The organism is Klebsiella sp. B345 (assembly GCF_051131735.1).
Classification (GTDB): domain Bacteria; phylum Pseudomonadota; class Gammaproteobacteria; order Enterobacterales; family Enterobacteriaceae; genus Klebsiella.
In genome coordinates this window covers 4,544,049-4,569,679 of record NZ_CP180443.1, presented here as the reverse complement: position 1 = coordinate 4,569,679, position 25,631 = coordinate 4,544,049, and the positions used below count along the sequence as shown (strand labels likewise).

The window sequence follows — 25,631 nt, the reverse complement described above, 5'->3', positions numbered from 1 at the left end:
GGTACAGAAATACGAAGGGTCAGATCTGACCAGGCAAGATGGCAGGAAGCAGTCGGGTCAGGTGGCGTGCCGCCAGCAGGGCGATAGCCTGTTCAATATCCGGCGCGAAGAAACGATCCTGGGTGTAATGCGAGACCCGTTCACGCAGCAGATGGCGGGCCTCTTCCAGCAGCGGGCTGCTGGCCAGGCCTTCGCGCATGTCCAGCCCCTGCACCGCGGCCAGCCACTCGACGGCCAGCACGCCGCGGGTGTTTTCAGCCATCGCCCACAGACGACGCCCGGCAGCCGGTGCCATAGAAACGTGATCCTCCTGGTTTGCCGAAGTCGGCAGGCTGTCAACACTGTGCGGATGCGACAACGCTTTGTTCTCGCTGGCCAGCGCTGCGGCGGTAACCTGGGCAATCATAAAGCCGGAGTTCACGCCGCCATTTTTGACGAGGAACGGCGGCAGCTGTGACATATGGCTGTCCATCATCAGCGCAATACGGCGCTCTGACAGCGAACCGATTTCAGCGATCGCCAGCGCAAGATTGTCCGCGGCCATCGCCACCGGCTCGGCGTGGAAGTTGCCGCCAGAGATAACCTCGTTCTCACTGGCAAAGACCAGCGGGTTATCGGAGACCGCGTTGGCTTCAACTAGCAGAACCTCGGCGGCCTGGCGAATCTGGGTCAGGCAGGCGCCCATCACCTGCGGCTGACAGCGCAGAGAGTACGGGTCCTGGACTTTCGTACAGTTATGGTGCGAGCGGGAAATTTCGCTGTCCTCGGTCAGCACGTGGCGATACAGTGCCGCTGCATCAATTTGCCCACGTTGGCCACGCGCATCGTGGATACGCGGGTCAAACGGACGACGGGAGCCCAGCGCGGCTTCGGTGGTTAACGCACCGCACACCACCGCCCCGGCAAACAGATCTTCCGCTTCAAACAGGCCACGAAGGGCAAACGCCGTTGACGCCTGAGTGCCGTTGAGCAACGCCAGCCCCTCTTTTGCTGCAAGGGTAATCGGTGCCAGGCCGACTTTTTCCAGCGCCTGACGAGCGGGCATCCACTCGCCGTCAACGCGTGCTTTGCCTTCGCCTAACAGGGTCAGCGACATGTGAGCCAGCGGCGCCAGGTCACCGGAAGCACCAACCGAGCCTTTCGCCGGGATCCACGGCGTAACGCCTTTGTTCACCAACTGAATCAAGGCCTGAATCACGCTCAGACGAATACCGGAGAAACCGCGGGAGAGGCTGTTGATCTTCAGCACCATAATCAGGCGCGCCATCTCATCATCCAGCGGTTCGCCAATCCCCGCCGCGTGGGACAACACCAGCGAGCGCTGCAGGTTTTCCAGGTCGTCCGTCGAAATCCGCGTTTGCGCCAGCAGGCCAAAGCCGGTGTTAATGCCGTAGGCCGTACGCCCTTCTGCCAGAATCGCGTTGACACAAGCGACGCTCTCATCAATGGCGGCAAACGCGCGTTCATCCAGGGTCAGCGTCAGCGGCTGGAGATACACCTCGCGCAGCTGCGCCAGACTCAGTTGACCAGGAATCAGTGTTAAGTTTTTCATTTCAGCGTTGCCCCTGCGTTGCTGCCACCATAGGAAGATTCAGACCTTGTTCTGCTGCACACTCAATCGCGATGTCATAACCGGCATCGGCATGGCGCATTACCCCGGTCGCCGGGTCGTTATGCAGCACACGGGCGATGCGCGCGGCGGCATCGTCGGTACCGTCACAGACGATAACCATCCCGGAGTGCTGTGAGAAGCCCATTCCTACGCCACCGCCGTGGTGCAGTGACACCCAGGTGGCGCCGCTGGCGGTATTCAACAGCGCATTCAGCAGCGGCCAGTCGGACACGGCGTCCGACCCGTCGCGCATCGATTCGGTTTCACGGTTCGGGCTGGCTACCGAGCCGGAGTCCAGGTGGTCACGACCAATAACAATCGGAGCGGAAACTTCACCACTGCGCACCATTTCGTTAAAGGCCAGCCCCAGTTTCTGCCGCCACTCCAGTCCCACCCAGCAAATACGCGCCGGCAGCCCCTGGAAACTGATGCGCTCACGCGCCATATCCAGCCAGTGGTGCAGATGCTGATCGTCGCTGATGATCTCTTTCACTTTGGCATCGGTTTTATAGATATCCTGCGGATCGCCGGAAAGCGCCACCCAACGGAACGGGCCGATGCCGCGGCAGAACAGCGGGCGAATATAGGCCGGGACGAAGCCTGGGAAATCGAAGGCGTTTGCCACGCCCATCTCCTGGGCCATCTGGCGAATGTTGTTGCCGTAGTCGAAGGTCGGGACGCCCATTTCATGGAAGGCCAGCATCGCCTGAACGTGGTCAGCCATCGCGCGTTTAGCCGCTTCAATGGTGCCCTGCGGATCGGAGACCGCTTTTTCCTGATACTCTTCCCAGCTCCAGCCCTTCGGCAGATAGCCGTGCAGCGGATCGTGGGCGCTGGTCTGGTCGGTGACCATATCCGGGCGCACGCCGCGTTTCACCATTTCCGGCACGATCTCGGCGGCGTTGCCGCACAGCGCGATGGAGATAGCCCGGCCTTCTGCGGTGTATTTCTTGATACGCGCCAGCGCATCATCCAGCGAGGTCGCCTGCTCGTCGACGTAGCGGGTACGCAGACGGAAATCAATGCGGCTCTGCTGGCATTCGATGTTCAGCGAGCAAGCCCCGGCGAGGGTCGCCGCCAGCGGCTGCGCGCCCCCCATGCCGCCCAGACCGGCGGTCAGTACCCAGCGCCCTTTGAGGCTGCCCTGATAATGCTGACGACCCGCTTCGACGAAGGTTTCATAGGTGCCCTGCACGATGCCCTGGCTGCCGATATAGATCCAGCTGCCGGCGGTCATCTGTCCGTACATCGCCAGACCTTTCGCGTCCAGTTCGTTGAAATGTTCCCAGGTGGCCCAGTGCGGTACCAGGTTGGAGTTGGCAATCAGCACGCGCGGTGAATTTTCATGGGTTTTAAAAACGCCAACCGGTTTGCCGGACTGCACCAGCAGTGTCTCATCGCTCTCCAGGTTTTTCAGCGCCTTCACGATAGCGTCATAGCATTCCCAGTTGCGCGCCGCGCGACCAATGCCGCCGTAGACCACCAGCTCATGCGGGTTCTCGGCAACATCGGGATCAAGGTTATTCATTAACATGCGCAGCGGTGCTTCGGTCAACCAGCTCCTGGCATTCAACGTTGTGCCTCGCGGTGCACGTACGTCTTGCTGGCGATATTTGCTTTGCGACATCGGGGGTTCTCCTGACAATGAACGTTGTTGATGTAGATACATATACTTGTCTATACAAGCGTGCGCAAGCCAGGATTTAACAGAAATGATACAATTTTGCTATATTGCGTCAGCAATCACGTTTTACTGACGCCGGGTATTATCAGGAGCCAAAATGACCCTGCAGCCGGTAACGACTGCCTGGGAACAGGAGACGGGCGTGGGAGACGATGTGGGTGGTAGACCAGGTGCGACGACGGATCAACAGGCAGGGATCGTGGGCATGGATATGCAGCAGCTCGCACTCTCGTGCGCTGGCCTGCACCGCTTCGACAATGTGCTCACCTTCAGTTAGCGGCGCAATCAGCGACAGGTAATCATGCGGGGTGGTCAGGGTATAGTCCTGATGGAGATACGCCGGGACTACCGCCGCGTTCACGCAGCGGTCCTCAATTTGCACCGGGATATCATTTTCGAAATGGACCATCAGCGAATGGAAAATCCGCGTCCCCTCGGCGACGTTCAGCGCCGCCGACTGAACCAGATCCGCCTCGGTCTCCTCCAGCAGCAGAACCTCGCAGCGGTGCTGATGGTGACGGGCGGCGATTTCGTCGGCGATGCTGCGGACTTCAAACAGCGCAGACTGCCCCTTCGGCTCCGCCACAAAAGTGCCCACCCCCTGCAAGCGGACCAGTAAACCTTCATCCGTGAGTTCACGCAGCGCCCGATTGATGGTCATACGGCTAAAGCCAAACTGCGCCACCAGTTCCGCCTCAGAGGGAATACGGTCATGAGGACGCCAGACGCCACGTTGGATCTTTTCGCTGATCGCCTGCTTAACCTTTTCATAGAACGGGGCAGGCGCGGTTCGAGGTTGTGGTGAAAACATAGCCTGGCTTTCCTTATTCGCAATGGGCGGCAAAACGATCACAATATACTGAATCGTCAGCGCCACCAATGGGCGATTTGCCATGCCAGCCTCGCCGCCGCGCGGGCGCCCTGGCTGTCGATGTCAAACTGCGGGTTAAATTCCACCAGATCCACCGCCTGTAGCTTCCCGCTGCGACACAGCGGTTCGACAATCCGCAGCAGCGTCGCCAGCGGCACGCCCAGCGCGGCAGGTGCCGACACCGCCGGCATCTCGCACGCCGGGAGCACGTCCAGGTCGATGGTCAGATAGAGTCTGTCGTAGCACGCAATATTGCGCGCGATTTCCGGCATCACACGTGATTCAAAGGCTTCCAGCACCTCGAGGTCTTCAATCACCTGCACCTGACGGCGCGCGGCTTCGTCCCACAGCGCCTGGGTGTTCGCCGCCCGGCTGACGCCTATGCAGGTATAGTGAAAACCACGCTGCTGCGCCTCACAGGCCAGCGCCAACTGGCGGAACGGCGTTCCCGAACTGGCCTGCTCGCTCACGCGCATATCCAGGTGCGCATCGAGGTTGATAATCCCGACTTTTTCGCCCGGAAAAGCATCCAGAACCCCGGCCCCATGAGCGAAGGCGGTTTCATGCCCGCCCCCCAGCACCAACGTGCGCTTACCTGCTTGCTGGCAGGCCGTCACCGCGTCGCGCAACGCCTGCTGGGCCGTCTCCAGCGCGTCACCCACAACGCTGATGGTCCCCATATCCACGCAACGCTCGTGACCGCGATGGCTGGCCATATTCGCCAGCGCCCGACGTAAAGCCTCCGGCCCTTGTTCCGCACCGGTGCGCCCGCGATTACGTCGCACTCCGGCATCGCAAGCGAATCCCAACAGCGCGATATCCCCTGCCAGCGCGGTGGGCGTAAAGGCTTCGGCGCGCACGATGGTCTGAAACAGACGCAGCGCATTAGCGGCTTCCGCGCTGTCGTCTCGTCCTTGCCAGATATCCGCAGGGGTTGGTTGCCATAACATCATTGTATCTCTCCTCGCACGACGCGATGCCAGAGCGGACTGCGCCCAGGTTCATACACCATCTCCACCGGATGTTCGGCGTCCCAGATAGCAAAGTTGGCGACAAACCCCTCAGCCAGCTGGCCGTGGCTGTTGTGCCGCCCCAGCGCCTGCGCCGCATGACGGGTCACCCCGGCCCACGCCTCTTCCGGCGTCAGGCCAAACTTCACGCAGGCCATATTCATCGCCAGATGCAGGCTGGCAAACGGGCTGGTACCCGGGTTGTAGTCGGTCGCCACCGCCATCGGGACCCGATACTGCCGCAGCAGTTCGACCGGCGGTTTACGGGTTTCATTAAGGAAGTAGAACGCGCCGGGCAGCAGCACCGCCACCGTCGCGCTGCGGCTCATCGCCGCGACGCCCTCTTCCGTCAGATACTCAATATGGTCGGCAGAGAGGCCACGATAGCGGCTCACCAGCTGCGCCCCGCCAAGGGAAGAAAGCTGCTCCACGTGACCGCGAACCGGAATACCGTGCGCCTGGGCAGCCTGGAAGACGCGTTCGGTTTGCTGCGGGCTGAAGCCGACGTTTTCACAGAACACGTCCACGCTTTCAAACAGCCCCTCTTGCCACAGCGTCGGCAGCAGAGTGTCGCACACCAGCGTAATGTAGTCGTCCGGGCGGTCTTTATATTCCGGCGGCGTGGCGTGAGCGGATAGCAGCGTTGGCGACAGCTCCAGCCCATTATTTTCGCCGAGCCGGCGCGCGACCCGCAGCATTTTGCGTTCGTTTTCCAGATCCAGCCCGTAGCCGGACTTAATTTCCAGCGTGGTCACCCCTTCGCGCAGCAGGCGATCCAGCCGCTGCTGGGCCAGCGCCAGTAGCTGTTCATCGCTGCTTTCGCGGGTGGCGCGCACCGTGGAGTTAATGCCGCCGCCGTTGGCGCTGATCGTCTGGTAAGAGACGCCGTTCAGCCGCTGCTCCCACTCCTGCGCCCTGCTGCCGCCGAAGACCAGGTGGGTATGGCAGTCAATCAGCCCCGGCGTCAGCAATCTGCCGCCCAGATCGATGCTCCGCCCTGCCGGGGCGTCATGTTCAGGCACAATGGCTTCAATCCGGCCATCACGCACCAACAGTACGTGGTGATCCCGCAAGCCGTAAGGTTGCGAGTCGTGAGGATTCAGGGTGGCGAGGCGGGCATTTCGCCAGATAACGCGTTCGGAAGTGGCTTCAGTCATACCGGTCAGCTTGTCATGGGTTGTATAGACATTTATTTTCATTCCGCGTGGAATGTCAATCAACGAGGGGGGAATTGTTATTTTTTTGTGACCAAACACGAGGGAAGCCCGGTGAATCTCAACGATTTACGCTAACTTTTTAACGCTGCGTCTTCCCGTTTCGCTTAACTTAGTATAAAAAGCAGGTTTTAAAGGACGTTATACGCGTAATTCATTCTTTATCGGTCTGACGCCGTCTGGATGTTTTTTGTATAATGCCTACCCAAATCATTCGGGTTGCTTTAAGGCGGAAATCAACACCTGCGCCGATAGAAAGGCAACCTGAAGAATGACAGGTCTTGTTAATTGATTCTTGCCCGGAGCAACATGAACACATTCTCAGTATCTCGCCTGACGCTGGCACTGGCCTTCGGCGTGACGTTGTCCGCCTGTAGTTCAACCCCTGCCGACCAACAGCCTTCGACGCAGGCTGCGCCGGGTACCGCCTCTCGCCCGGTATTAACCGCCGATGAAGCGAAAAACTTCACCCAGGCCAGCTATTTCCAGTCTCTGGATCCGAATGCGGCGGCGTGGACCCCATCGGCTATCAGCACACCGGCACAGCCTGACTTCGTAGTCGGCCCGGCAGGCGGCCAGGGCGTAACCCATACCACCATCCAGGCCGCGGTAGATGCCGCTATCGCACGCCACTCCGATCGTCGTCAGTATATTGCGATCCTGCCTGGCGAATACGCCGGCACCGTGTATGTTCCGGCAGCCCCTGGCGCGCTGACCCTGTACGGTACCGGCGAAAAACCGCTGGATGTGAAAATCAGCCAGGCTATTGATTCCGAGATGGACCTGAACACCTGGCGCCACCTGGTCAACCCGGCCGGTAAATATATGCCGGGCAAACCGGCGTGGTACATGTTTGACAGCTGCCAGAGCAAACGCGCGGCCACCGTGGGCGTGATGTGCTCAGCGGTATTCTGGTCACAGAACAACGGCCTGCAGTTGCAGAACCTGACCATCGCCAACAACCTGGGCGACAGCGTCGATGCCGGTACTCACCAGGCGGTTGCCCTGCGCAGCGACGGTGATCAGGTGCAGGTTAACAAGGTCAACATCCTCGGTCGTCAGAACACCTTCTTCGTCACCAACAGCGGCGTGCAGAACCGTCTGCAGAACGATCGTCAGACCCGCACGCTGGTGAGCAACAGCTACATTGAAGGCGATGTGGATATCGTGGCCGGCCGCGGCGCCGTGGTGTTTGATAACACCGAGTTCCGCGTCGTCAATTCCCGCACGCAGAAAGAAGCTTACGTCTTTGCGCCAGCAACCCTGAAGAGCGTCACCTATGGATTCCTCGCCGTCAACAGCCGCTTTACCGCTTCCGGTGACGGCGTGGCGCAGCTGGGTCGTTCTCTGGACGTCGACAGCAACACCAATGGTCAGGTTGTTATCCGCGACAGCGCGATCAACGAAGGCTTCAACGTCGCCAGGCCGTGGGCCGATGCGACAGTATCGAACCGCGCATTTAGCGGCAACACTGGTGCAGCCGACGAGAAAGGCGCTGTGCAGCGTAATCTCAACGACAACAGCTTCAACCGCATGTGGGAATACAACAACCGCGGCGTGGGCAGCGTGATTGTCGCCGAGCCAAAACAGTAAATCTTATCAAGGGGGAGCCTCTCCCCCTTTTTCTGCTATCCCGCTGTTCGCCCTCGACTGCACCTCAGGTCTGATAACAAAAAATATCTTTCGAATAAAAATCCCCGCAGCCGCGTTTACTCACTGTAAGAACACACCGCCCTTCGGTATGGCCCATTGCCGTATATGACATGCCGTCTGGCTACCTGCTTCGCCGCTTCTGGAGACGAAAAATGAACGCGCTCACCTCATCAATTCTGCCGACTTCACGCCGCTTAGTGGTGCCGGCACTGCTATGTTTGTTATATGCATCTCCGTCGTTTGCTATGGGTGATAACAGCAATGAAAGCAAAACCCCGGATTGCCCCAGCGGACAGGTTTACGACAGCGTCAGCAAAAAATGCGTACCGGAAAAAACCAGCAGTCTGAGTGACCAGGATAAAACCAACTACGCCTACCACCTGGCCAAAAAAGGGGAATATCAGGCGGCATTGAACCTGCTGGATTCGTTGAAAAACGGCAACACGGCAGAGGCCTGGAACTATCGCGGCTATGCCACCCGTAAGCTCGGACGCACGGATGAAGGGATTGGTTATTATCAGCGTTCGCTGGCGCTTGAGCCCAATTACGCGAAAGCACGCGAGTACCTGGGCGAAGCCTGGATGATAAAAGGCCGCCGGGATCTGGCGCAGGAACAGCTCAACGTCATTGCCGGTATTTGCGGTCAAAGCTGCGAAGAGTATCGCGATTTGCAGGCCGCCATAAACGGGCATCCGGAATCCTGAAGACCGTCGTGAGGGTAAGAAAATTACAACCAGCGAAGTTCGCTCACAGCTTGCTGCCCATCTGGCCCGTCTTTGGCGCTACGGGCTGATTCTGTCGCACAATCGCGATATTGCCGAAGAGCTGGTTCAGTCGACCTGCGTGCGCGCGCTCGAAAAGAGCGCGCAGTTTACGCCAGGCACCCGCATCGACCGATGGCTGTTCACCATTCTCCACTCAATCTGGATTTCCGAGCTGCGGGCGCGTCATGTCCGGATGGGACAAGGCTTCGCGGAAAGTGACCAGTTACTCGCCCCCGATGACCGCGAGATGAATGAAGATCGCCTCCAGTATCAGCAGCTTATGCGCCAGGTTAGCGCCCTTCCGGAAGCCCAGCGCAATGCCGTCTTTTTAGTTTATGTCGAAGGTTTTACCTACCAGGAGGCGGCCGACACGCTATCCATCCCCATCGGCACGGTGATGAGCCGGCTGGCGGCGGCGCGATTGACGCTCGTAAAATCGACAGCGGCCCCGACCTCATCCAGGGAGAAACGCTCATGAAATCATCCGTGTTTACCCCTCCCTATAGCGACGAAGCCATCGTCGCCTGGCTGGATGGCGAAATGAATGCCTCCGACGCCCGCCGGTTTGAGGCGGCCTTCAGAGACGATCGTCAGTTGGCTGCCCGCGCAGACGAATTAATGCGCAGCAATCGAAACTATCAGCAGGCGTTTGCCCCACTGCTCGAACAGGCTCCCGTGCCCAGGATGCAGGACCGGCTTAATACCTGGCTGGCCACGCTGCCTGAGTCGGAAAGTGCCATCCCCCCTCCGACCTTTAGCCGCCGTGCCATGATTGCCGCCTCGCTCACTTTTTTACTACTTGGCAGCGGCTTAGGGTATCTGGCCCAACCGGACACCGGCGAGCCTGACGAGAGCGAGAACATTCGCGATCTTGAAGCTCGTTACATGTCGCTCTACAGCGCGGAAACGCTGCTCGACATGGACAGTTCACCGGCAGTTATCCAGCGCGGCCTGGCGCGTACCGTCGAAGAGATCGGTCTCCCGCTCAACCAACGACAGCTCATACTCCCGGGCGCCGAGTTAAAAATGGTGCGCATGCTGCGCTACGAGCGCACGGCTATCGCACAGATTGCCTGGATTCATGCGGCATATGGTCCGATGGCATTGTGTATTTCACCGGCTGACTCACCGGGCAGTGGGAAGGTGATCAATGAACAACGGCATGGGATGAATCTCGCCTGGTGGTACGCCCGCGGATACCAGTTCGTGCTGATTGGCCGCAATCCTGTCGCGCAATTGCACGATGACGCGCGCGCATTGCGGAGCTTACTGGCATAACTATTTCGCCAGAAAGGTGGTTACGCTATCGACCGCTAATTATTTTTTATCCAGCGAAACTTTCGCTCTCACTCTGGCGAACTGATTAACAGAGTCACCTGACCATAACGCCCTGACATCGCTGGAGCTGATAATGAAACTGATAAAAAACGTTGCTCGTATCCTGACCCTGACCGCCGCGCTGGGCCTGTCCGCCACTGCGTTTAACGCAAGTGCGGCGCTGCCCGTCGGCGCCAAAGCCCCGACCTTTGAACTGCAAGGGGCGTTGGCCGGCAAGCCGATTACCTTCTCCCTGCAGCAGGCCCTGCAAAAAGGCCCGGTGGTGCTCTATTTCTTCCCGGCGGCATTTACTGCAGGCTGCACCATTGAGGCCCACGATTTTGCCGAAGCCACCGATGAGTTCAAAAAGATGGGTGCCACCGTCATTGGCGTGACCGCCGGGAACACTGACCAGGTGAGCGATTTCTCTAAACTTGAGTGCCGAGATAAGTTCGCCGTCGCCGCCGATCCGGGCGCCAAAGTGGCGGCGCAGTATCAAACGCTGATGGAGATGAAAGGCAAGACCGTCTCTGACCGGACATCGTACGTCATTGCGCCAGATAGCACGATTCTGCTCAGCTTTACCGATAGAAACCCGGACAGCCATATCGAGAAAACCCTGGCGGCGGTCAAACAGTACGACACCGCACATCCACAAGCTCACTAAGCCAGGAGGCCAGCCATGCTCACCGCCATGCTGGCCGCCTTTATTGGCGGCATCATACTCAACTTTATGCCCTGCGTTTTTCCGGTGATCTCCCTGAAAGCGCTCGGTCTTCTGCGTCACTCAGACAATGCTGCCAGCGCGCGGCGTGAAGGGCTGGCGTTTTTACTCGGCGTGATCGTCACCATGATGCTGCTGGCCGGTATTCTGCTGGCCGCACGCGCGGGTGGTGCGGCCGTCGGCTGGGGGTTCCAGCTGCAGTCGCCGCTGGTGATTGCCCTGCTTTCACTAGTGATCCTCACCGCGGCACTCAATCTGCTGGGGGTGTTCGAAGTCGGACTCTCGGCGCAGCGGGTCGGCGCGCTGGATATCGGTCGTGGCGCGTTTTTCCGCTCGGCGATGACCGGCGCTCTGGCTATCGTGGTCGCCACCCCCTGCGCTGCGCCGTTTATGGCCAGCGCGATTGGCTACGCGCTGGTACAGCCTCCGGCCACAGCGCTGGTCATTTTCTTCGCGTTGGCACTGGGGTTTTCCGCGCCGTTCACCCTGATCTCACTCTTTCCGGCCCTGGCATCATGGCTGCCACGTCCGGGGGCCTGGATGGACACCCTCAAACGCGCGCTGGCATTTCCGATGTTTGGCGCTTACGCCTGGTTGGTCTGGGTCCTTGCACAGCAGGCCGGTAGCAGTGCGCTGGCGACGCTGCTCGCGGTTTCCGTGGTATTGAGCTTCGCTGCCTGGCTGTACGGCATCGCCCAGCGTCGGCGCTTTCAAGGCAAAGGACACAGGAGCCTGTTCACCGTCACCGCCGTACTCGCCATCGCGGTCATTGCCCCACTGGCCGCGCTGATTCATCCCGGTTCAGCATCATCCGGCGCACAAACAGTGGCGGCCACTGATACCGCCGCGGAGAAATGGACGCCTCAGGCCGTCGCGGCGCAGCGCGGACACGGCAAGGCCATCTTTGTTAACTTCACTGCCTCCTGGTGCATCACCTGCCAGGTGAATGAAAAGACGTCGCTTTCAACTCAGGCGGTCAAAGATGCGCTTGCGAAAACCGGGACGCTGTATATGGTGGCAGATTCGACTAAATTTAATCCGGACGTCGATGATGCACTGAATCAGTTTGGTCAGGGCGGCCTGCCGCTGTACGTGGTCTACCCTGCCGACGGCGGACCGCCGAAAGTGCTGCCGCAGGTGCTAACGCCGGGCATTGTCGTGAACGCGCTGAACCAGGCCATCGGCAAAAAAGCGTAAACGCAACAAGGCGGATTATGGAAACAAATGATAGCGCGCGTGAAAGCTGGCCCGCGCTAATGGAGCAGGCGCAGGCGGGCGATCAGCACGCCTACACCCGGCTGTTAAAAGCGCTGGTGCCGGTGATTCGTTCGCAGGTTCGCAAGCGCATCGCCGATGGGGCATTGGTCGAGGATGTGATTCAGGATGTGCTGCTGACGGTGCATCGGGTGCGCCATACCTACGATCCGGCATTTCCTTTTCTGCCCTGGTTGATGGCTATTATCTCCGCCCGCGCCGTGGATGCGCTGCGCCGCCGCGGCCGCTATCAGCAATGGGAGATCCCCGAAGAGACGCTGCCGGAACCGGTAACCTCTCCGGATCTGCAAAAACGGGATAGCCGGGAGGAGCTGGCAGGCTATCTACGCCAGCTCCCCTCACGCCAAAGAGCCATTGTGGAACATGTCCATTTGCGTGAAATGAGCCTGACGGAAGCGGCCGCGCATAACAATCTGAGTGTCGCAGCAGTGAAATCACTGTTGCATCGGGCGCTGAAAAACCTGCGCCGTTTTGGAGCTCACCATGACCAATCATGACCTGTTAATTGAAAAACTGGGGCGCGATATGCGCCCGGTAAAACGACTGCCTTCAACCGGCTGGCGCGTGTTGCGCTGGCTGGCAGCGGCGCTGCCGTGCGCGGTTGCCGCCAGTTTTCTGGTACAGCGCAGCCCGACCGACTGGTCGCAGCCCGGCGCCCTGATGGCAGTGTTTCAGCTGCTGCTGGCCTTTATGCTCGGCACGCTGGCAATCCGCAGCGCCTTCACTCTTAGCATCGCCGGTCGCCGCACGCTAAGCTGGAAAGCACTGCTGCCGATTGGGTTGCTGTGGCTGGGGTTGAGCCTCAGCAGCATTCCGCATCCGTCGCTGCCGGTGGTGGAAAGCGACAGCGTAACCTGTTTTACCTTTTTACTGGTGGTCAGCCTGCCGATGATGGTGCTGATGATTGCCAGCCTGCGCCGCAGCCGATCGCTGCATCCGGTGCGTAGCCTGGCGACCGCCGGACTGGGGATCGCCTGCATGGCGGTCAGCCTGCTGGCGTTTTGTCATCCGGTGCATCTGCACGCGATGGATTTTGTGATGCACCTGGCGGCGATAGTGACGATTGTGGCGCTGACGGTGCTCGTGGGGAAACGCTGGGTCTCACTGACATAGCGCAATGGGTATGGGATCCTGGAGGTCATTGACTCCGCAATGTTTACTCGATCCCACCGCCGTGCGGGAAATCTTGTTGGCTACAATCTGACAGCGAGGGGGTTGGCGCATAAAGAAAATTGGCGGGAACGCAGGTGCGCATCCAGGACTGGCCACCAGGACGGTGGCCAGAGGGCAGGTCGAGACAGGGATGTCGAGTCCAGCCCGGTCCGCCAGATGAAGCCGGAGTGGAGCACACCGCGAAGCGGCAATTTTCAGCGCAATGCCGGGGGTCCTGGGGGGCGAGCGAAACGCCCCCCAGGCCGTTCACCCGCAACGGCGTTAAGAAAAGATGCCGGACCCATCGTGAACGGAACAGCCCACTGAAGGGTATTCTGTCAACCGCTTAATACGCGTTAACCACCACCCACATTGGGCCCTGACCAACCGCATAACGCCCTTTCTCTGTCAGCAGCCCCTGCTCACCGGCTATCTCATAGACCGCGATATGGTGCGATTTCTGCCCCGCGGCGATCAGATATTTACCGCTGTGATCGAGGTTGAAACCACGCGGTTGCGCTTCGGTCGGCTGGAAGCCTTCAATAGACAACACGCTGCCATCTTCGGACACGCTGAAGACGGTGATAATGCTGGCGGTACGGTCACAGGCATACAGATGACGGCCATCCGGGGTCAGATGAATGTCCGCCGCCCAGCGCACGTCGCTAAAGCTAGCAGGCATCATATCCAGCGTCTGAACACACTCAATCTTGCCGTGCGGATCTTTCAGCTCCCACACATCGACAGAGCTGTTCAGCTCATTCACGCAGTAGCCGTACTGTTGATTCGGGTGGAACACCATATGACGCGGGCCAGCGCCTTCAACGGTCGTGACTTCCGCCGGGTCTTGCGCGGCCAGGAACCCATCGTCGCTGAGGGTAAACAGGCAGATACGATCCTGCTTCAGTGCCGGAACCCACAGAGTGCGGTTATCCGGGGAGATATTGGCCGAATGGCACCCTTCCAGCCCTTCCACCACCGCAACCGTTTCACCCGGCAGGCCGTCAATCAGCGGCGTCACGCTCACGCAGCCGGCGTTGTAGGAGGCGCTGAAGATAAAACGCCCCTGATGATCGGTCGAAATATGCGTCGGGCTACCCGGCAGGGCCGCTTCGCCGGCAAAGGTCAGCGCACCGTTATCAGGCGCAATGCGGTAAGCCAGAACGCGAAACTCCGGACGCACGCCAACATAGAGATATTCTTTATTCGGGCTTACCACCATCGGCTGAACCTGGCCTGGGGCATCCACCACCTGTACAAGCTTCAGGTTACCCTCATGATCCAGACTCCAGACATGAATCTGCTGGCTTTCCGGGCTGGCGGTATAAACGGTTTGTTTCATGACTGCTCCTTTCCTTACTGCACATGGAAAACGTATACATTTTGTTCATCAGCGCATTCATCTGTCTGCTGAATGGATGCAATGTATATACCCTAAATAATTCGAGTTGCAAGAAGGCGGCTACGCAGGGAATCCCCAGGAGCTTACTGAAGTAAGTGACTGGGGTGAACGAGTACAGCCAACGCTCATGCAACTTGAAGTATTACGGGTATAACTCATTTAACGGTCGATGCTGAAAAATTTGCCCCTGAAGCAGAGCGGTGTACCATCATGGCCTGCTTACTTGTCACCATTAACCGGAAACCACACATGACTTCACGCGTGATTGCACTGGATTTAGACGGCACCCTACTCACCTCTCACAAAACTATCCTGCCCGCCTCACTAGAAGCGCTGGCGCGCGCCCGAGTCGCGGGGTACCAGGTGATCGTCGTCACAGGCCGACATCACGTTGCGATTCATCCTTTTTATCAGGCACTGGCTCTGGATACACCTGCAATTTGTTGTAATGGCACTTATTTGTATGATTATCATGCAAAAAAGGTTTTGCAGTCCGATCCGATGCCGGTAGACAAAGCCCTGAGCCTGACCGAAATGCTGGCGACCCACGATATCCATGGCCTGATGTACGTTGACGACGCCATGCTGTATGAACGCCCGACCGGACACGTGATTCGCACCACCAACTGGGCGCAGTCTCTGCCGGTCGAGCAGCGCCCGGTCTTCACTCAGGTTGATTCCCTGGCCCAGGCCGCGCGCGACGTGCAGGCCGTGTGGAAGTTTGCCCTGACCGACGAAGATATTCCGAAACTGCAGCAGTTCGCCCTGGAAGTCGGTAAAACCCTCGGTCTGGAGTGCGAATGGTCGTGGCACGATCAGGTGGATATCGCCCGCGCCGGCAACAGCAAAGGCAAGCGTCTGGCGCAATGGGTCACCGCCCAGGGGCTGTCGATGCAGGACGTCGTGGCCTTTGGCGACAACTATAATGACCTGAGCATGCTGGAAGCCGCCGGCACCGGAGTGGCGATGGGCAATGCGGTCGAAGAGGTAAAAACGCGCGCCAATGTGGTCATTGGCGACAACGAAAACAACAGTATTGCCGACTACATCAACCGCCACCTGCTGTAATCAGGCGGCAATCGACACGCTTTTAATTTGCGCATACAGAGATTGGCCTGGCGTAACGCCCAGGTCATCTCTGGCCCACGGGCTGATGCGCGCCCACAGCGTGCGGCCGCTGATATCGAGCTGAACTTCAATCTGCCCGTGGGCGTCGATGCACTGCACCACCCGTGCCGGCAAAATATTGCGAATGCTGGTCTGCTGCGGTTGTGCCAGCACCAGCGATACATCTGACGCCTGAATACGAATACGCGTCGCTTCACCAAGAGGCCGGTCAAGGTAGTTCACCCATATCCGCTGTTCGCCGAGGGCCAGCGCGGTCATCGCATAGTGTGGATGCTGGGCGGCCACCGCCACGTTGAGGATCGTGCTCTGCTGATCCGCCGGCAGCCAGGGGTGCATCACGCTGCTGCTCCACACCGTTTCCAGATCGCCAAACGCTTTTACGCTCCCGGCTTCCAGCACCAGCACGTTATCCGCCAGATGCTGAATCTCATCGAGCGAGTGGCTGACGTACAGCATCGGGATATGAATTTCACGGGCCAGTCGCTGGAGATAAGGCAGCAGTTCGCGCTTACGCGGAATATCCAGCGACGCCAGCGGCTCATCCAGCAGCAGCAGTTCCGGAGCGGTCAGTAACGCCCGGCCTATCGCCACCCGCTGCTTTTCCCCACCGGACAGGCTGCCCGGCAGGCGATCCAGTAGCGCTTCAATGCCGAGCAGCGCTACCAGCTTATCAAACTGACCGGCCATGCTTTTCGCCATGCCGTACTTCAGATTGCCGCGCACCTTGTAGTGCGGAAACAGCCGCGCATCCTGGAAGACATAGCCAACGCGTCGTTTTTCCGGTGCCAGGCAGATCCGTTTATCGGCATCATTCAGCACCCTGCCGTTAAGTACGATCCGTCCTTTCTGCGGCCGGGTCAGGCCGCTGATGGCGTTTATCAGCGAGGTTTTCCCCGCGCCGGAAACGCCAAAAATAGCGGTGATCCCGCTGGCGGGCAGCGTTTCATTGATGCTCAGGCAGTGCGTCCCCAGCGTCTGGGTAAAATTGAGTTCGAGCATGATTATTTCCCCGTCCGCGCCCGGCTGAGCCGCGCCAGCCATTCAGAGACCAGCAGCGAGATCAGCGCCAGGACGATAGAGATCAGGCACAGGCGCGCCGCGGCGCCTTCGCCGCCCGGCGTTTGGATCAAGGTGTACATCGCGGAAGGAATGGTCCGCGTCTCGCCGGGAATGTTGGAGACAAAAGTAATGGTGGCGCCAAATTCCCCTAGCGAACGAGCAAAGGCCAGCACGGTGCCAACAATAATGCCCGGCAGCGTCAGCGGTAGCGTAATAGTGAAAAAAACCCGCCAGCGTCCAGCGCCCAGGGTCCGCGCCGCCTGTTCCAACTTAACGTCCACCCCTTCCAGCGCCAGGCGAATGGCCCGCACCATCAGCGGAAACGACATCACCGCCGCCGCCAGCACAGCCCCGCGCCAGCTAAAGGCAAAGGTCAGACCGAACCAGTCATACAGCCAGCTGCCGATAAAACCGCGTCGTCCCATGGCAATCAACAACAGGTACCCCACCACCACCGGCGGCAGCACCAGCGGCAGGTGGATAATGCTGTCGAGCAGCGCCTTTCCAGGAAAGTTGCGCCGCACCAGCAGCCAGGAGATAAAGATCCCAAAAGGCAGACTTAACACCACCGCCAGGGATGAGACTTTCAGGCTCAACAGTACCGCCTGCCATTCGGGATCGCTTAAGAACATTAGCGGGTGGTGAATCCGTATTGTTTAAAGATGGCGGCCGCTTGTGGCCCTTTCAGGTAGTCATAAAAGCCGGTAACGGTCGCGTTTTTATGCCCGTCGACGATCGCCAGCGGATATTCAACTTTCTTGTGGGAATCTTCCGGGAACGTCCCGACCACTTTCACCCCTTTGCTCGCCACTGCGTCAGAACCGTAAACGATCCCCAACGGAGCTTCGTTACGTTCCACCAGCGCCAGCGCACCGCGTACGTCTTCAGCCGGTGCCAGTTTCGGGGACAGCGTCTCCCAGGCACCCAGTTTCTGCAGCGCTTCTTTGGCGTAGATACCTGCCGGGACGTGCTCCGGATCGCCAACCGCCAGGCGGCCGCCTTTCAGCAGGCTGGTCCAGTCGGTGCTGCTGTTGATGGTGATATCACCCTGCGCGCTGGCTTTTGGGGCCACTACCACCAGGCTGTTGCCCAGCAACGTTTCACGCGAGGCGGTATCAATCGCTTTTTTCTCAACCGCGTAATCCATCCATTTTTGGTCGGCAGAGATAAACAGGTCCGCAGGCGCGCCCGCTTCAATTTGCCGTGCCAGCGTCGATGAAGAGGCAAACGACGAGACAACATCGACGTTTTTCTCTTTCTTATAGGCCTTCGCAATGTCCTGCATCGCGTTCGTTAACGATGCCGCCGCAAACACCGTAATTTTCCCTTCTTCCGCCAGCGCATGACCAGCAACGGAGAGCGTTAACGTCGCTCCGGCAAACAAGCGTAACCATTGACGTGCCATCTGAAACTCCTTTATGTGCGTTATGTAGGAGCTAATATAGCGATAAGAATGGGGTTTTCCCAGCGCGAATTGGGAGTAGGTAGAGGAGGATCAAAGACAAGAGAAAAAGAGAGGAGAAAATGAAAACGCCCGGAAAACCGGGCGTTGGGAAATCAGTGGTTCTGCTGGCCGCGATCTTTGTGACCGACGCCGGAGAAGATGTTAAACACTTCGCCAAGGCCGTAAATCAGGCCCAGGATGATGGCCATCACCACCGGGACCATCACAACGGCAAAAACCAGACTTTTCAATAGCTCTAACATGGTTGGCTCCAGAAAGTACGAATGCTTTATTGTAACCGCTTCAGCGGGAAAAACACGCCCCATTTGTGCGGTGGCTGGCCGACAGCGATGACAGATGCACCTTGCAAGATGACCGCTATCGGTCACAATACTCTTTTTTGCCAGGATATCATTATGCAGGCCGAAATTCTTCTGACCCTCAAGTTACAGCAGCGCCTGTTCGCCGATCCTCGCCGTATCGCGCTGTTAAAACAAATCGATATCACCGGGTCTATCAGCCAGGGGGCCAAAAACGCCGGCATCAGCTATAAAAGCGCCTGGGATGCCATCAACGAGATGAATCAGCTCAGCGAACAGACGCTGGTCGATAGAGCCACCGGTGGCAAAGGCGGCGGCGGCGCGGTGCTGACGCGCTACGGCCAACGACTGATCCAGCTGTATGACCTGCTGGCGCAGATTCAGCAGAAAGCCTTCGACGTGCTGAGCGATGATGACGCCCTGCCCCTCGACAGCCTGCTGGCCGCTATCTCGCGCTTTTCATTGCAGACCAGCGCCCGTAATCAGTGGTTCGGCACCATTACCGGCCGCGACCACCAGCAGGTGCAGCAGCACGTCGAAGTGCTGCTTGCCGATCGCCAGACCCGCTTTAAAGTTGCGATTACCGCGCAAAGCGCAGAGCGCCTTGGCCTGGATGAAGGTCAGGAAGTGCTGGTACTGCTGAAGGCGCCCTGGGTGGGGATCACGTTGGATCCGGCGGTTGCCAGGGAGGCCGATAACCAGCTCGCCGGGAAAATCAGTCATATAGAATACGGCCCGGAGCAGTGTGAAGTCCTGATGGCGCTGCCGGACGGTCAGAGTTTGTGCGCGACCTTACCGCTGGAACAGACCCGAAAACTGGAAGAAGGTGCTGAGGCAATAGCATATTTTAACGCCGATCGAATCATTCTCGCCACGTTGTGTTGACGGGATTGACATCAGACCCGTGACGTCGTATCCCTGTGACAACTCGCTGCAAAAAATGGGATACACAATGTCATCATTGCAAATTTCGCAAGGCATATTTCGCCTGAGCGATACTAAAACGCTCGCTATCGAACACCTCAGCGTGAACGCGGGTGAAAGCTGGGCTTTCGTCGGCAGCAACGGCAGCGGGAAATCCGCGCTGGCCCGCGCGCTTTCCGGCGAGCTCACCCTGCTCTCCGGCCAGCGTGAAAGCCGTTTCTCCCGCATTACCCGCCTGTCGTTTGAGCAGCTACAGAAACTGGTCAGCGACGAATGGCAGCGCAACAATACCGATTTGCTCAGCCCTGGCGAAGAAGATACCGGCCGCACGACGCAGGAGATCATCCAGGAAGAGGTTAAAGATGCCGAGCGTTGCGCGCACCTTGCCGAGCTGTTTGGTATCTCCGGCCTGCTCCAGCGCCGCTTTAAATACCTCTCCACCGGGGAAACGCGGAAAACGCTGCTGTGCCAGGCCCTGATGGCGCAGCCCGATCTGCTGATCCTCGATGAACCCTTTGATGGCCTCGACGTTGCCTCCCGCCAGCAGCTTGCCGGGCTACTGGAAACGCTGAATGGCGAAGGGATCACCCTGGTGCTGGTGCTCAATCGCTTCGATGAAATTCCGTCGTTTGTTCAGTTTGCCGGCGTGCTGGCGGACTGCACCCTGACCGAAACCGGTGAAAAGCAGCGCCTGCTGCAACAGGCGCTGATTGCCCAGCTGGCGCACAGTGAACAACTGAATGGCATGACCCTGCCTGAGCCGGATGCCCCGGCCGCCCGTCACGCCCTGGATGCCGACACGCCGCTTATCGTACTGAAAGATGGCGTAGTATCGTATAACGATAGGCCGATCATCGACCATCTGAGCTGGACGGTTAACCCCGGCCAACACTGGCAGATCGTCGGCCCTAACGGCGCCGGCAAATCGACCCTGCTGAGCCTGGTCACCGGCGATCACCCGCAGGGCTATAGCAACGATCTCTCCCTGTTTGGTCGCCGCCGTGGCAGCGGTGAAACCATCTGGGATATTAAAAAGCATATTGGCTATGTCAGCAGCAGCCTGCATCTTGAGTACCGCGTCAGTACGACGGTGCGTAATGTGATTCTGTCGGGTTATTTTGACTCTATTGGCATTTACCAGGCGGTTTCAGATAAGCAGCACAAGCTGGTGCAGAACTGGCTGGATATTCTGGGTATCGATAAGCGCACTGCCGATGCGCCGTTCCATAGCCTTTCATGGGGACAGCAACGGCTGGCGCTGATCGTCCGGGCGCTGGTAAAACATCCAACGGTGTTGATTCTTGACGAGCCACTGCAGGGGCTGGATCCGCTCAACCGCCAGCTGGTGCGCCGTTTTGTTGATGTGCTGATTAGCGAAGGCGCTACCCAGTTGCTGTTTGTCTCCCACCACGCCGAAGATGCACCCGAGTGCATTACCCATCGTCTGGCATTTATCCGTAGTGGAGACGGTTACACTTACGAGGTCGGTCCACTCACCGATTAAGGCAATACCGGGGTCTGTGGGCCCCGCTCTATTTTCAGAAAAATATCTAAAAACCACCTCATTACACTGTTTTTAAATAAAAAAAATTCAAATATTGGTATTATGTATTTTAGTGTAAACGATTCCACCAATTTGGCCTGTGTCACACTTTTGACTTCTTTGGTATGCTATCTTCATCACACACGATAAGCCTATTGGAGCGAATCATGAAAGTACTGGTTACAGGTGGTAGCGGTTACATTGGAAGTCATACCTGCGTTCAGCTGCTACTGCAGGGACACGATGTGGTTATTCTCGACAATCTCTGCAACAGCAAGCGCAGCGTCCTGCCGATCATTGAGCGTCTTGGCGGGAAAACGGCCACCTTTGTCGAAGGCGATATTCGTAATGAAGCGCTGATGACCGAAATTCTGCACGATCACGCGATTGAAGCGGTTATCCACTTCGCGGGACTGAAAGCCGTCGGCGAATCCGTCGCGAAGCCGCTGGAATACTACGACAATAACGTCACCGGTACACTCAAATTAGTTTCCGCCATGCGCGCCGCTGGCGTAAAGAACTTCATCTTCAGCTCCTCCGCCACCGTCTACGGCGACCAGCCAAAGATCCCTTATGTCGAAAGTTTCCCGACCGGTACGCCGCAAAGCCCGTACGGCAAGAGCAAACTGATGGTCGAGCAAATTCTGACCGACCTGCAAAAAGCCCAGCCGGAGTGGAGCATTGCGCTGTTGCGTTATTTCAACCCGGTTGGCGCGCATCCGTCAGGCGACATGGGCGAAGACCCGCAGGGTATCCCGAACAACCTGATGCCGTATATCGCCCAGGTGGCGGTCGGTCGTCGCGACTCGCTGGCGGTCTTCGGCAATGATTATCCGACCCCAGATGGTACCGGCGTGCGTGACTATATCCACGTCATGGACCTGGCCGATGGTCACGTTGCCGCCATGGAAAAACTGGCGGATCGTGCAGGCGTACACATTTATAACCTCGGCGCAGGCGTCGGCAGCAGCGTCCTGGACGTGATCAATGCCTTCAGCAAAGCCTGCGGCAAATCTGTTAATTACCACTTCGCGCCGCGCCGCGATGGCGACCTCCCGGCCTACTGGGCGGATGCCGAAAAGGCCGACCGCGAGCTTAACTGGCGCGTTACGCGCAACCTTGACGAGATGGCGCAGGACACCTGGCACTGGCAGTCCCGTCATCCTCAGGGTTACCCAGACTAAGGAACCGTCATGAGCGTATTTAACCCCGTCGACCATCCGCATCGTCGTTATAACCCGTTAACCGGGCAGTGGATTCTGGTATCACCGCATCGCGCCAAGCGTCCCTGGCAAGGGGCTCAGGAAACGCCGGCCAGGCTGACCCTGCCAGCGCACGATCCGGATTGTTTCCTGTGCCCGGGGAATACCCGCGTCACTGGCGACACCAACCCGAATTACGCCGGTACCTACGTGTTTACCAATGACTTTGCGGCATTGATGACCGATACCCCCGATGCACCTGAAAGCGACGATCCGCTGATGCGTTGCCAGAGTGCTCGTGGCACCAGTCGGGTCATCTGCTTCTCGCCAGATCACAGCAAAACGCTGCCTGAGCTGAGCGTAGAGGCGCTGGAAGGCGTGGTTAAAACGTGGCAGGAACAGACCGCCGAGCTGGGTGAACGCTACCCGTGGGTGCAGGTGTTTGAAAATAAAGGCGCGGCGATGGGCTGCTCCAACCCGCACCCGCACGGCCAGGTCTGGGCGAACAGCTTCCTGCCAAATGAGGCCGAACGCGAAGATCGTCTGCAAAAAGCCTACTTCACTGAACAGGGTTCACCGATGCTGGTGGATTACGTGCAGCGTGAATTAGCCGACGGCAGCCGCACGGTGGTGGAAACTGAACACTGGCTGGCGGTGGTGCCTTACTGGGCCGCATGGCCATTCGAGACGCTGCTGCTGCCGAAAGCGCATGTGTTGCGTCTGACCGATTTAACCCCAGCGCAGCGTAGCGATCTTGCGCTGGCGTTGAAAAAGCTGACCAGCCGCTACGATAACCTGTTCCAGTGTTCATTCCCCTATTCCATGGGCTGGCACGGCGCGCCGTTTACTGGCGAAGACAACCATCACTGGCAGCTGCACGCTCACTTTTATCCGCCGCTGTTGCGCTCTGCGACGGTGCGCAAATTTATGGTCGGCTACGAAATGCTGGCCGAAACCCAGCGTGACCTGACGGCAGAACAAGCCGCCGGGAGCCTGCGGGCAGTCAGCGACGTCCATTTTCGCGAATCCGGAGAATAACAATGAGTCTGAAAGAAACCACCCAAGCCCTGTTTGCTGAAAAATTCGGCTACCCTGCCACCCACGTGATTCAGGCACCGGGTCGCGTTAACCTGATCGGCGAGCACACCGACTACAACGACGGCTTCGTGCTGCCCTGCGCCATTGATTACCAGACGGTGATCAGCTGTGCGCCGCGTACGGACCGTATCGTGCGGGTGATTGCGGCCGATTACGATAATCAGACCGACGAATTCTCCCTGGATAAGCCGATCGTCAGCCACGACAGCCAGCAGTGGTCAAACTACGTCCGCGGCGTCGTGAAACATCTGCAACAGCGAAACAACCAGTTCAATGGTGCGGATCTGGTCATCAGCGGCAACGTCCCACAAGGGGCGGGCTTAAGCTCCTCTGCGTCGCTGGAAGTAGCGGTCGGGACCGTGTTCCAGCAGTTGTACCATCTGCCGCTGGACGGCGCGCAAATCGCCCTCAACGGCCAGGAAGCAGAGAACCAGTTCGTGGGCTGTAACTGCGGCATCATGGATCAGCTGATCTCCGCGCTGGGTAAAAAAGATCACGCCCTACTGCTCGACTGCCGTACGTTAGGCACCAAAGCCGTCTCCATGCCGAAAGGCGTCGCGGTAGTGATCATCAACAGTAATTTTAAACGTACCCTGGTAGGTAGCGAATACAACACGCGCCGCGAACAGTGTGAAACCGGCGCGCGTTTCTTCCAGCAGCCGGCACTGCGTGACGTCACCCTTGCCGAATTCAATGCCGTCGCTAGTGAACTGGACCCGGTGGTGGCGAAACGCGTCCGCCACGTACTGACCGAAAACGCCCGGACGCTCGAAGCCGCTACCGCGCTGGAAAAAGGCGATCTGAAACGCATGGGCGAGCTGATGGCCGAATCGCATGCCTCAATGCGCGATGACTTTGAAATCACCGTGCCGCAAATTGACACCCTGGTTGACATCGTCAAAGCCACCATCGGTGATAAAGGTGGCGTACGCATGACCGGCGGCGGTTTTGGCGGTTGCATCGTGGCGCTGGTGCCGGAAGATCTGGTGGCCACCGTTCAGCAGGCCGTGGCGCAGCAGTATGAAGCCAAAACCGGTATTAAAGAGACCTTCTATGTGTGCAAACCATCCCAGGGGGCCGGCCAGTGCTAAACCAGACAACAGAACGGGCGCCCGACGGGCAGCCGTGGAATCTGATCGTCCTGCGTAATACCGGCGGGATGGTCGTTACCCTGATGGACTGGGGCGCTACGTTGCTCTCCGCCCAGGTGCCGTTGGCCGATGGCGAAGTCCGTGAAGCGCTGCTTGGTTGCGCGTCGCCGCAAGATTACACCCGCCAGGCGGCCTATCTTGGTGCCTCCGTGGGCCGCTATGCCAACCGTATCGCCAACAGCCGCTTTAGCCTCGATGGGCAGACCGTCAATCTGCTCCCCTCTAACGAGGCCGGTCATCAGCTGCACGGCGGGCCTGACGGCTTTGATAAACGTCGCTGGCAAATCGTCAGCGCCGATGAGCATCAGGTGCTGTTTGCCATAACGTCCGATGACGGAGACCAGGGGTTCCCGGGCAACCTGACGGCGACGGCGCACTATCGTCTTACGGAAGATAACCGCATTGCTATCGAGTATCGTGCCACGGTTGACAGGCCCTGCCCGGTCAACCTGACCAACCACGTCTACTTCAACCTCGACGGCGGGCAAACGGACGTTCGCAACCACCAGCTGCAAATTTTTGCCGACAGCTATCTGCCGGTTGAGAGCGACGGCATTCCGGGAGGCCCACTGCAGAATGTGACCCTGACCAGCTTTGATTTCCGCACGCCGAAAACGGTGGCGGACGATTTCCTGCGCGATGAAGATCAGCGCAAGGTGAAGGGCTACGATCACGCCTTCCTGCTGCAGGCGAAAGGCGATGCCCGCAACGCAGCGGCCCATGTCTGGTCACAGGATAAAAAGCTGCAGATGACGGTGTATACCTCCGCCCCGGCGCTGCAGTTTTATTCTGGCAACTACCTGGGCGGCACCCCGTCACGAACGGAGCAACCTTACGCTGACTGGCAAGGCCTGGCGCTGGAAAGTGAATTCCTGCCGGACTCGCCCAATCATCCGGAGTGGCCGCAACCCGACTGCGTATTACGCCCGGGCGAGGAGTACGTCAGCCTGACGGAATATCAGTTTATCGCCGGATAATCCCCCGCCCTCCTGTTGGAGGGCTTTTTTTCGCCCTTTCGTTGAAAAATACGCCACTTACAGACAAAAACATAACCGTCGATTTACAAGGATCTTACACTGAGCCA

25 protein-coding genes are annotated in these 25,631 nt (G+C 58.5%); 15 read left to right on the top strand and 10 right to left on the bottom strand.

Translation table 11 applies throughout. From position 1 onward, the window contains the following. Window positions 1-19: 19 nt before the first annotated feature. The 5 genes from hutH to hutI form a co-directional block, all read right to left on the bottom strand. The gene (hutH, locus tag ACMYSO_RS21475; protein ID WP_123756032.1) at window positions 20-1,552 is read right to left on the bottom strand and encodes a histidine ammonia-lyase; all 1,533 of its coding nucleotides are present in this window, start codon (window positions 1,550-1,552) and stop codon (window positions 20-22) included. 1 nt (window position 1,553) lies between these two features. Beyond that, entirely contained in the window at window positions 1,554-3,239 is a 1,686-nt protein-coding gene (gene hutU, locus ACMYSO_RS21470; RefSeq protein WP_123756031.1) for a urocanate hydratase, read from the bottom strand. A 142-nt stretch (window positions 3,240-3,381) separates the two neighbouring features. Next, a complete protein-coding gene (locus ACMYSO_RS21465) occupies window positions 3,382-4,107 on the bottom strand; it encodes a histidine utilization repressor (protein ID WP_434585853.1) in 726 nt (241 codons plus the stop codon). Between the two features lie 56 nt (window positions 4,108-4,163). Beyond that, complete coding sequence (hutG, locus tag ACMYSO_RS21460; protein ID WP_434667656.1) at window positions 4,164-5,120, bottom strand: formimidoylglutamase; 957 nt, start codon at window positions 5,118-5,120, stop codon at window positions 4,164-4,166. Then, window positions 5,117-6,376 carry an imidazolonepropionase gene (gene hutI / locus ACMYSO_RS21455; RefSeq protein ID WP_434667653.1) on the bottom strand — a complete coding sequence of 420 codons (1,260 nt, stop codon included), beginning with the start codon at window positions 6,374-6,376 and terminating at the stop codon, window positions 5,117-5,119. The genes hutG and hutI overlap by 4 nt, the downstream gene beginning before the upstream one ends. 324 nt (window positions 6,377-6,700) lie before the next feature. Between hutI and ACMYSO_RS21450 the strand changes: the two genes are divergently transcribed. From ACMYSO_RS21450 to ACMYSO_RS21415, 8 genes are all read left to right on the top strand, one after another. Continuing rightward, on the top strand, window positions 6,701-7,984 hold the full coding sequence (locus ACMYSO_RS21450) for a putative acyl-CoA thioester hydrolase (RefSeq protein WP_434667651.1): 1,284 nt from the start codon (window positions 6,701-6,703) through the stop codon (window positions 7,982-7,984). Window positions 7,985-8,196: 212 nt separating this feature from the next. Beyond that, complete coding sequence (locus ACMYSO_RS21445) at window positions 8,197-8,748, top strand: tetratricopeptide repeat protein (protein ID WP_434667649.1); 552 nt, start codon at window positions 8,197-8,199, stop codon at window positions 8,746-8,748. Window positions 8,749-8,770: 22 nt separating this feature from the next. Further along, window positions 8,771-9,286, top strand: coding sequence for a sigma-70 family RNA polymerase sigma factor (locus ACMYSO_RS21440; RefSeq protein ID WP_434587017.1), 516 nt, complete (start codon window positions 8,771-8,773; stop codon window positions 9,284-9,286). Continuing rightward, window positions 9,283-10,086 (top strand): anti-sigma factor family protein, encoded by an 804-nt coding sequence (locus tag ACMYSO_RS21435; protein WP_434667647.1) that lies wholly within the window; start codon window positions 9,283-9,285, stop codon window positions 10,084-10,086. The genes ACMYSO_RS21440 and ACMYSO_RS21435 overlap by 4 nt, the downstream gene beginning before the upstream one ends. 133 nt (window positions 10,087-10,219) lie before the next feature. Then, window positions 10,220-10,792: a peroxiredoxin gene (locus ACMYSO_RS21430; RefSeq protein ID WP_434667645.1), complete on the top strand. Its 573-nt coding sequence runs from the start codon at window positions 10,220-10,222 to the stop codon at window positions 10,790-10,792. Between the two features lie 15 nt (window positions 10,793-10,807). Further along, the gene (locus ACMYSO_RS21425; protein WP_434667642.1) at window positions 10,808-12,046 is read left to right on the top strand and encodes a protein-disulfide reductase DsbD family protein; all 1,239 of its coding nucleotides are present in this window, start codon (window positions 10,808-10,810) and stop codon (window positions 12,044-12,046) included. 17 nt (window positions 12,047-12,063) lie between these two features. Beyond that, complete coding sequence (locus tag ACMYSO_RS21420; RefSeq protein ID WP_434667640.1) at window positions 12,064-12,621, top strand: sigma-70 family RNA polymerase sigma factor; 558 nt, start codon at window positions 12,064-12,066, stop codon at window positions 12,619-12,621. Continuing rightward, window positions 12,608-13,237, top strand: a complete 630-nt coding sequence (locus ACMYSO_RS21415; RefSeq protein ID WP_434667637.1) for an NrsF family protein — start codon at window positions 12,608-12,610, stop codon at window positions 13,235-13,237. The genes ACMYSO_RS21420 and ACMYSO_RS21415 overlap by 14 nt, the downstream gene beginning before the upstream one ends. 385 nt (window positions 13,238-13,622) lie before the next feature. Here the strand turns inward: ACMYSO_RS21415 and pgl are convergent, their stop codons facing one another. Further along, entirely contained in the window at window positions 13,623-14,618 is a 996-nt protein-coding gene (gene pgl / locus ACMYSO_RS21410; protein WP_434667634.1) for a 6-phosphogluconolactonase, read from the bottom strand. A gap of 309 nt (window positions 14,619-14,927) precedes the next feature. Here pgl and ACMYSO_RS21405 point away from each other — a divergent pair, with 309 nt between their 5' ends. After that, window positions 14,928-15,746, top strand: coding sequence for a pyridoxal phosphatase (locus tag ACMYSO_RS21405; protein ID WP_434667632.1), 819 nt, complete (start codon window positions 14,928-14,930; stop codon window positions 15,744-15,746). Here ACMYSO_RS21405 and modC read toward each other — a convergent pair whose 3' ends face one another. The 4 genes from modC to ACMYSO_RS21385 form a co-directional block, all read right to left on the bottom strand. Beyond that, window positions 15,747-16,805, bottom strand: a complete 1,059-nt coding sequence (gene modC, locus ACMYSO_RS21400) for a molybdenum ABC transporter ATP-binding protein ModC (protein WP_434667630.1) — start codon at window positions 16,803-16,805, stop codon at window positions 15,747-15,749. It abuts the gene before it with no gap. 2 nt (window positions 16,806-16,807) lie between these two features. After that, window positions 16,808-17,497 carry a molybdate ABC transporter permease subunit gene (modB, locus tag ACMYSO_RS21395; RefSeq protein ID WP_123756021.1) on the bottom strand — a complete coding sequence of 230 codons (690 nt, stop codon included), beginning with the start codon at window positions 17,495-17,497 and terminating at the stop codon, window positions 16,808-16,810. Continuing rightward, window positions 17,497-18,270 (bottom strand): molybdate ABC transporter substrate-binding protein, encoded by a 774-nt coding sequence (gene modA / locus ACMYSO_RS21390; RefSeq protein ID WP_434667628.1) that lies wholly within the window; start codon window positions 18,268-18,270, stop codon window positions 17,497-17,499. Before modA ends, modB begins: the two co-directional genes overlap by 1 nt. 152 nt (window positions 18,271-18,422) lie before the next feature. Further along, window positions 18,423-18,572, bottom strand: coding sequence for an AcrZ family multidrug efflux pump-associated protein (locus tag ACMYSO_RS21385; protein ID WP_123756019.1), 150 nt, complete (start codon window positions 18,570-18,572; stop codon window positions 18,423-18,425). A gap of 153 nt (window positions 18,573-18,725) precedes the next feature. Here ACMYSO_RS21385 and modE point away from each other — a divergent pair, with 153 nt between their 5' ends. From modE to galM, 6 genes are all read left to right on the top strand, one after another. Next, on the top strand, window positions 18,726-19,514 hold the full coding sequence (modE, locus tag ACMYSO_RS21380) for a molybdenum-dependent transcriptional regulator (RefSeq protein ID WP_434585867.1): 789 nt from the start codon (window positions 18,726-18,728) through the stop codon (window positions 19,512-19,514). 67 nt (window positions 19,515-19,581) lie between these two features. Further along, window positions 19,582-21,057 (top strand): molybdate ABC transporter ATP-binding protein ModF, encoded by a 1,476-nt coding sequence (gene modF, locus ACMYSO_RS21375; RefSeq protein ID WP_434667625.1) that lies wholly within the window; start codon window positions 19,582-19,584, stop codon window positions 21,055-21,057. A gap of 206 nt (window positions 21,058-21,263) precedes the next feature. Then, window positions 21,264-22,280, top strand: a complete 1,017-nt coding sequence (gene galE, locus ACMYSO_RS21370) for a UDP-glucose 4-epimerase GalE (protein WP_434585869.1) — start codon at window positions 21,264-21,266, stop codon at window positions 22,278-22,280. A 9-nt stretch (window positions 22,281-22,289) separates the two neighbouring features. Then, entirely contained in the window at window positions 22,290-23,336 is a 1,047-nt protein-coding gene (galT, locus tag ACMYSO_RS21365; RefSeq protein WP_434667622.1) for a galactose-1-phosphate uridylyltransferase, read from the top strand. A gap of 2 nt (window positions 23,337-23,338) precedes the next feature. After that, the gene (gene galK, locus ACMYSO_RS21360) at window positions 23,339-24,487 is read left to right on the top strand and encodes a galactokinase (protein WP_123756014.1); all 1,149 of its coding nucleotides are present in this window, start codon (window positions 23,339-23,341) and stop codon (window positions 24,485-24,487) included. Next, complete coding sequence (gene galM / locus ACMYSO_RS21355; RefSeq protein ID WP_434667618.1) at window positions 24,481-25,524, top strand: galactose-1-epimerase; 1,044 nt, start codon at window positions 24,481-24,483, stop codon at window positions 25,522-25,524. The genes galK and galM overlap by 7 nt, the downstream gene beginning before the upstream one ends. The last annotated feature ends 107 nt before the right edge of the window (window positions 25,525-25,631 follow it).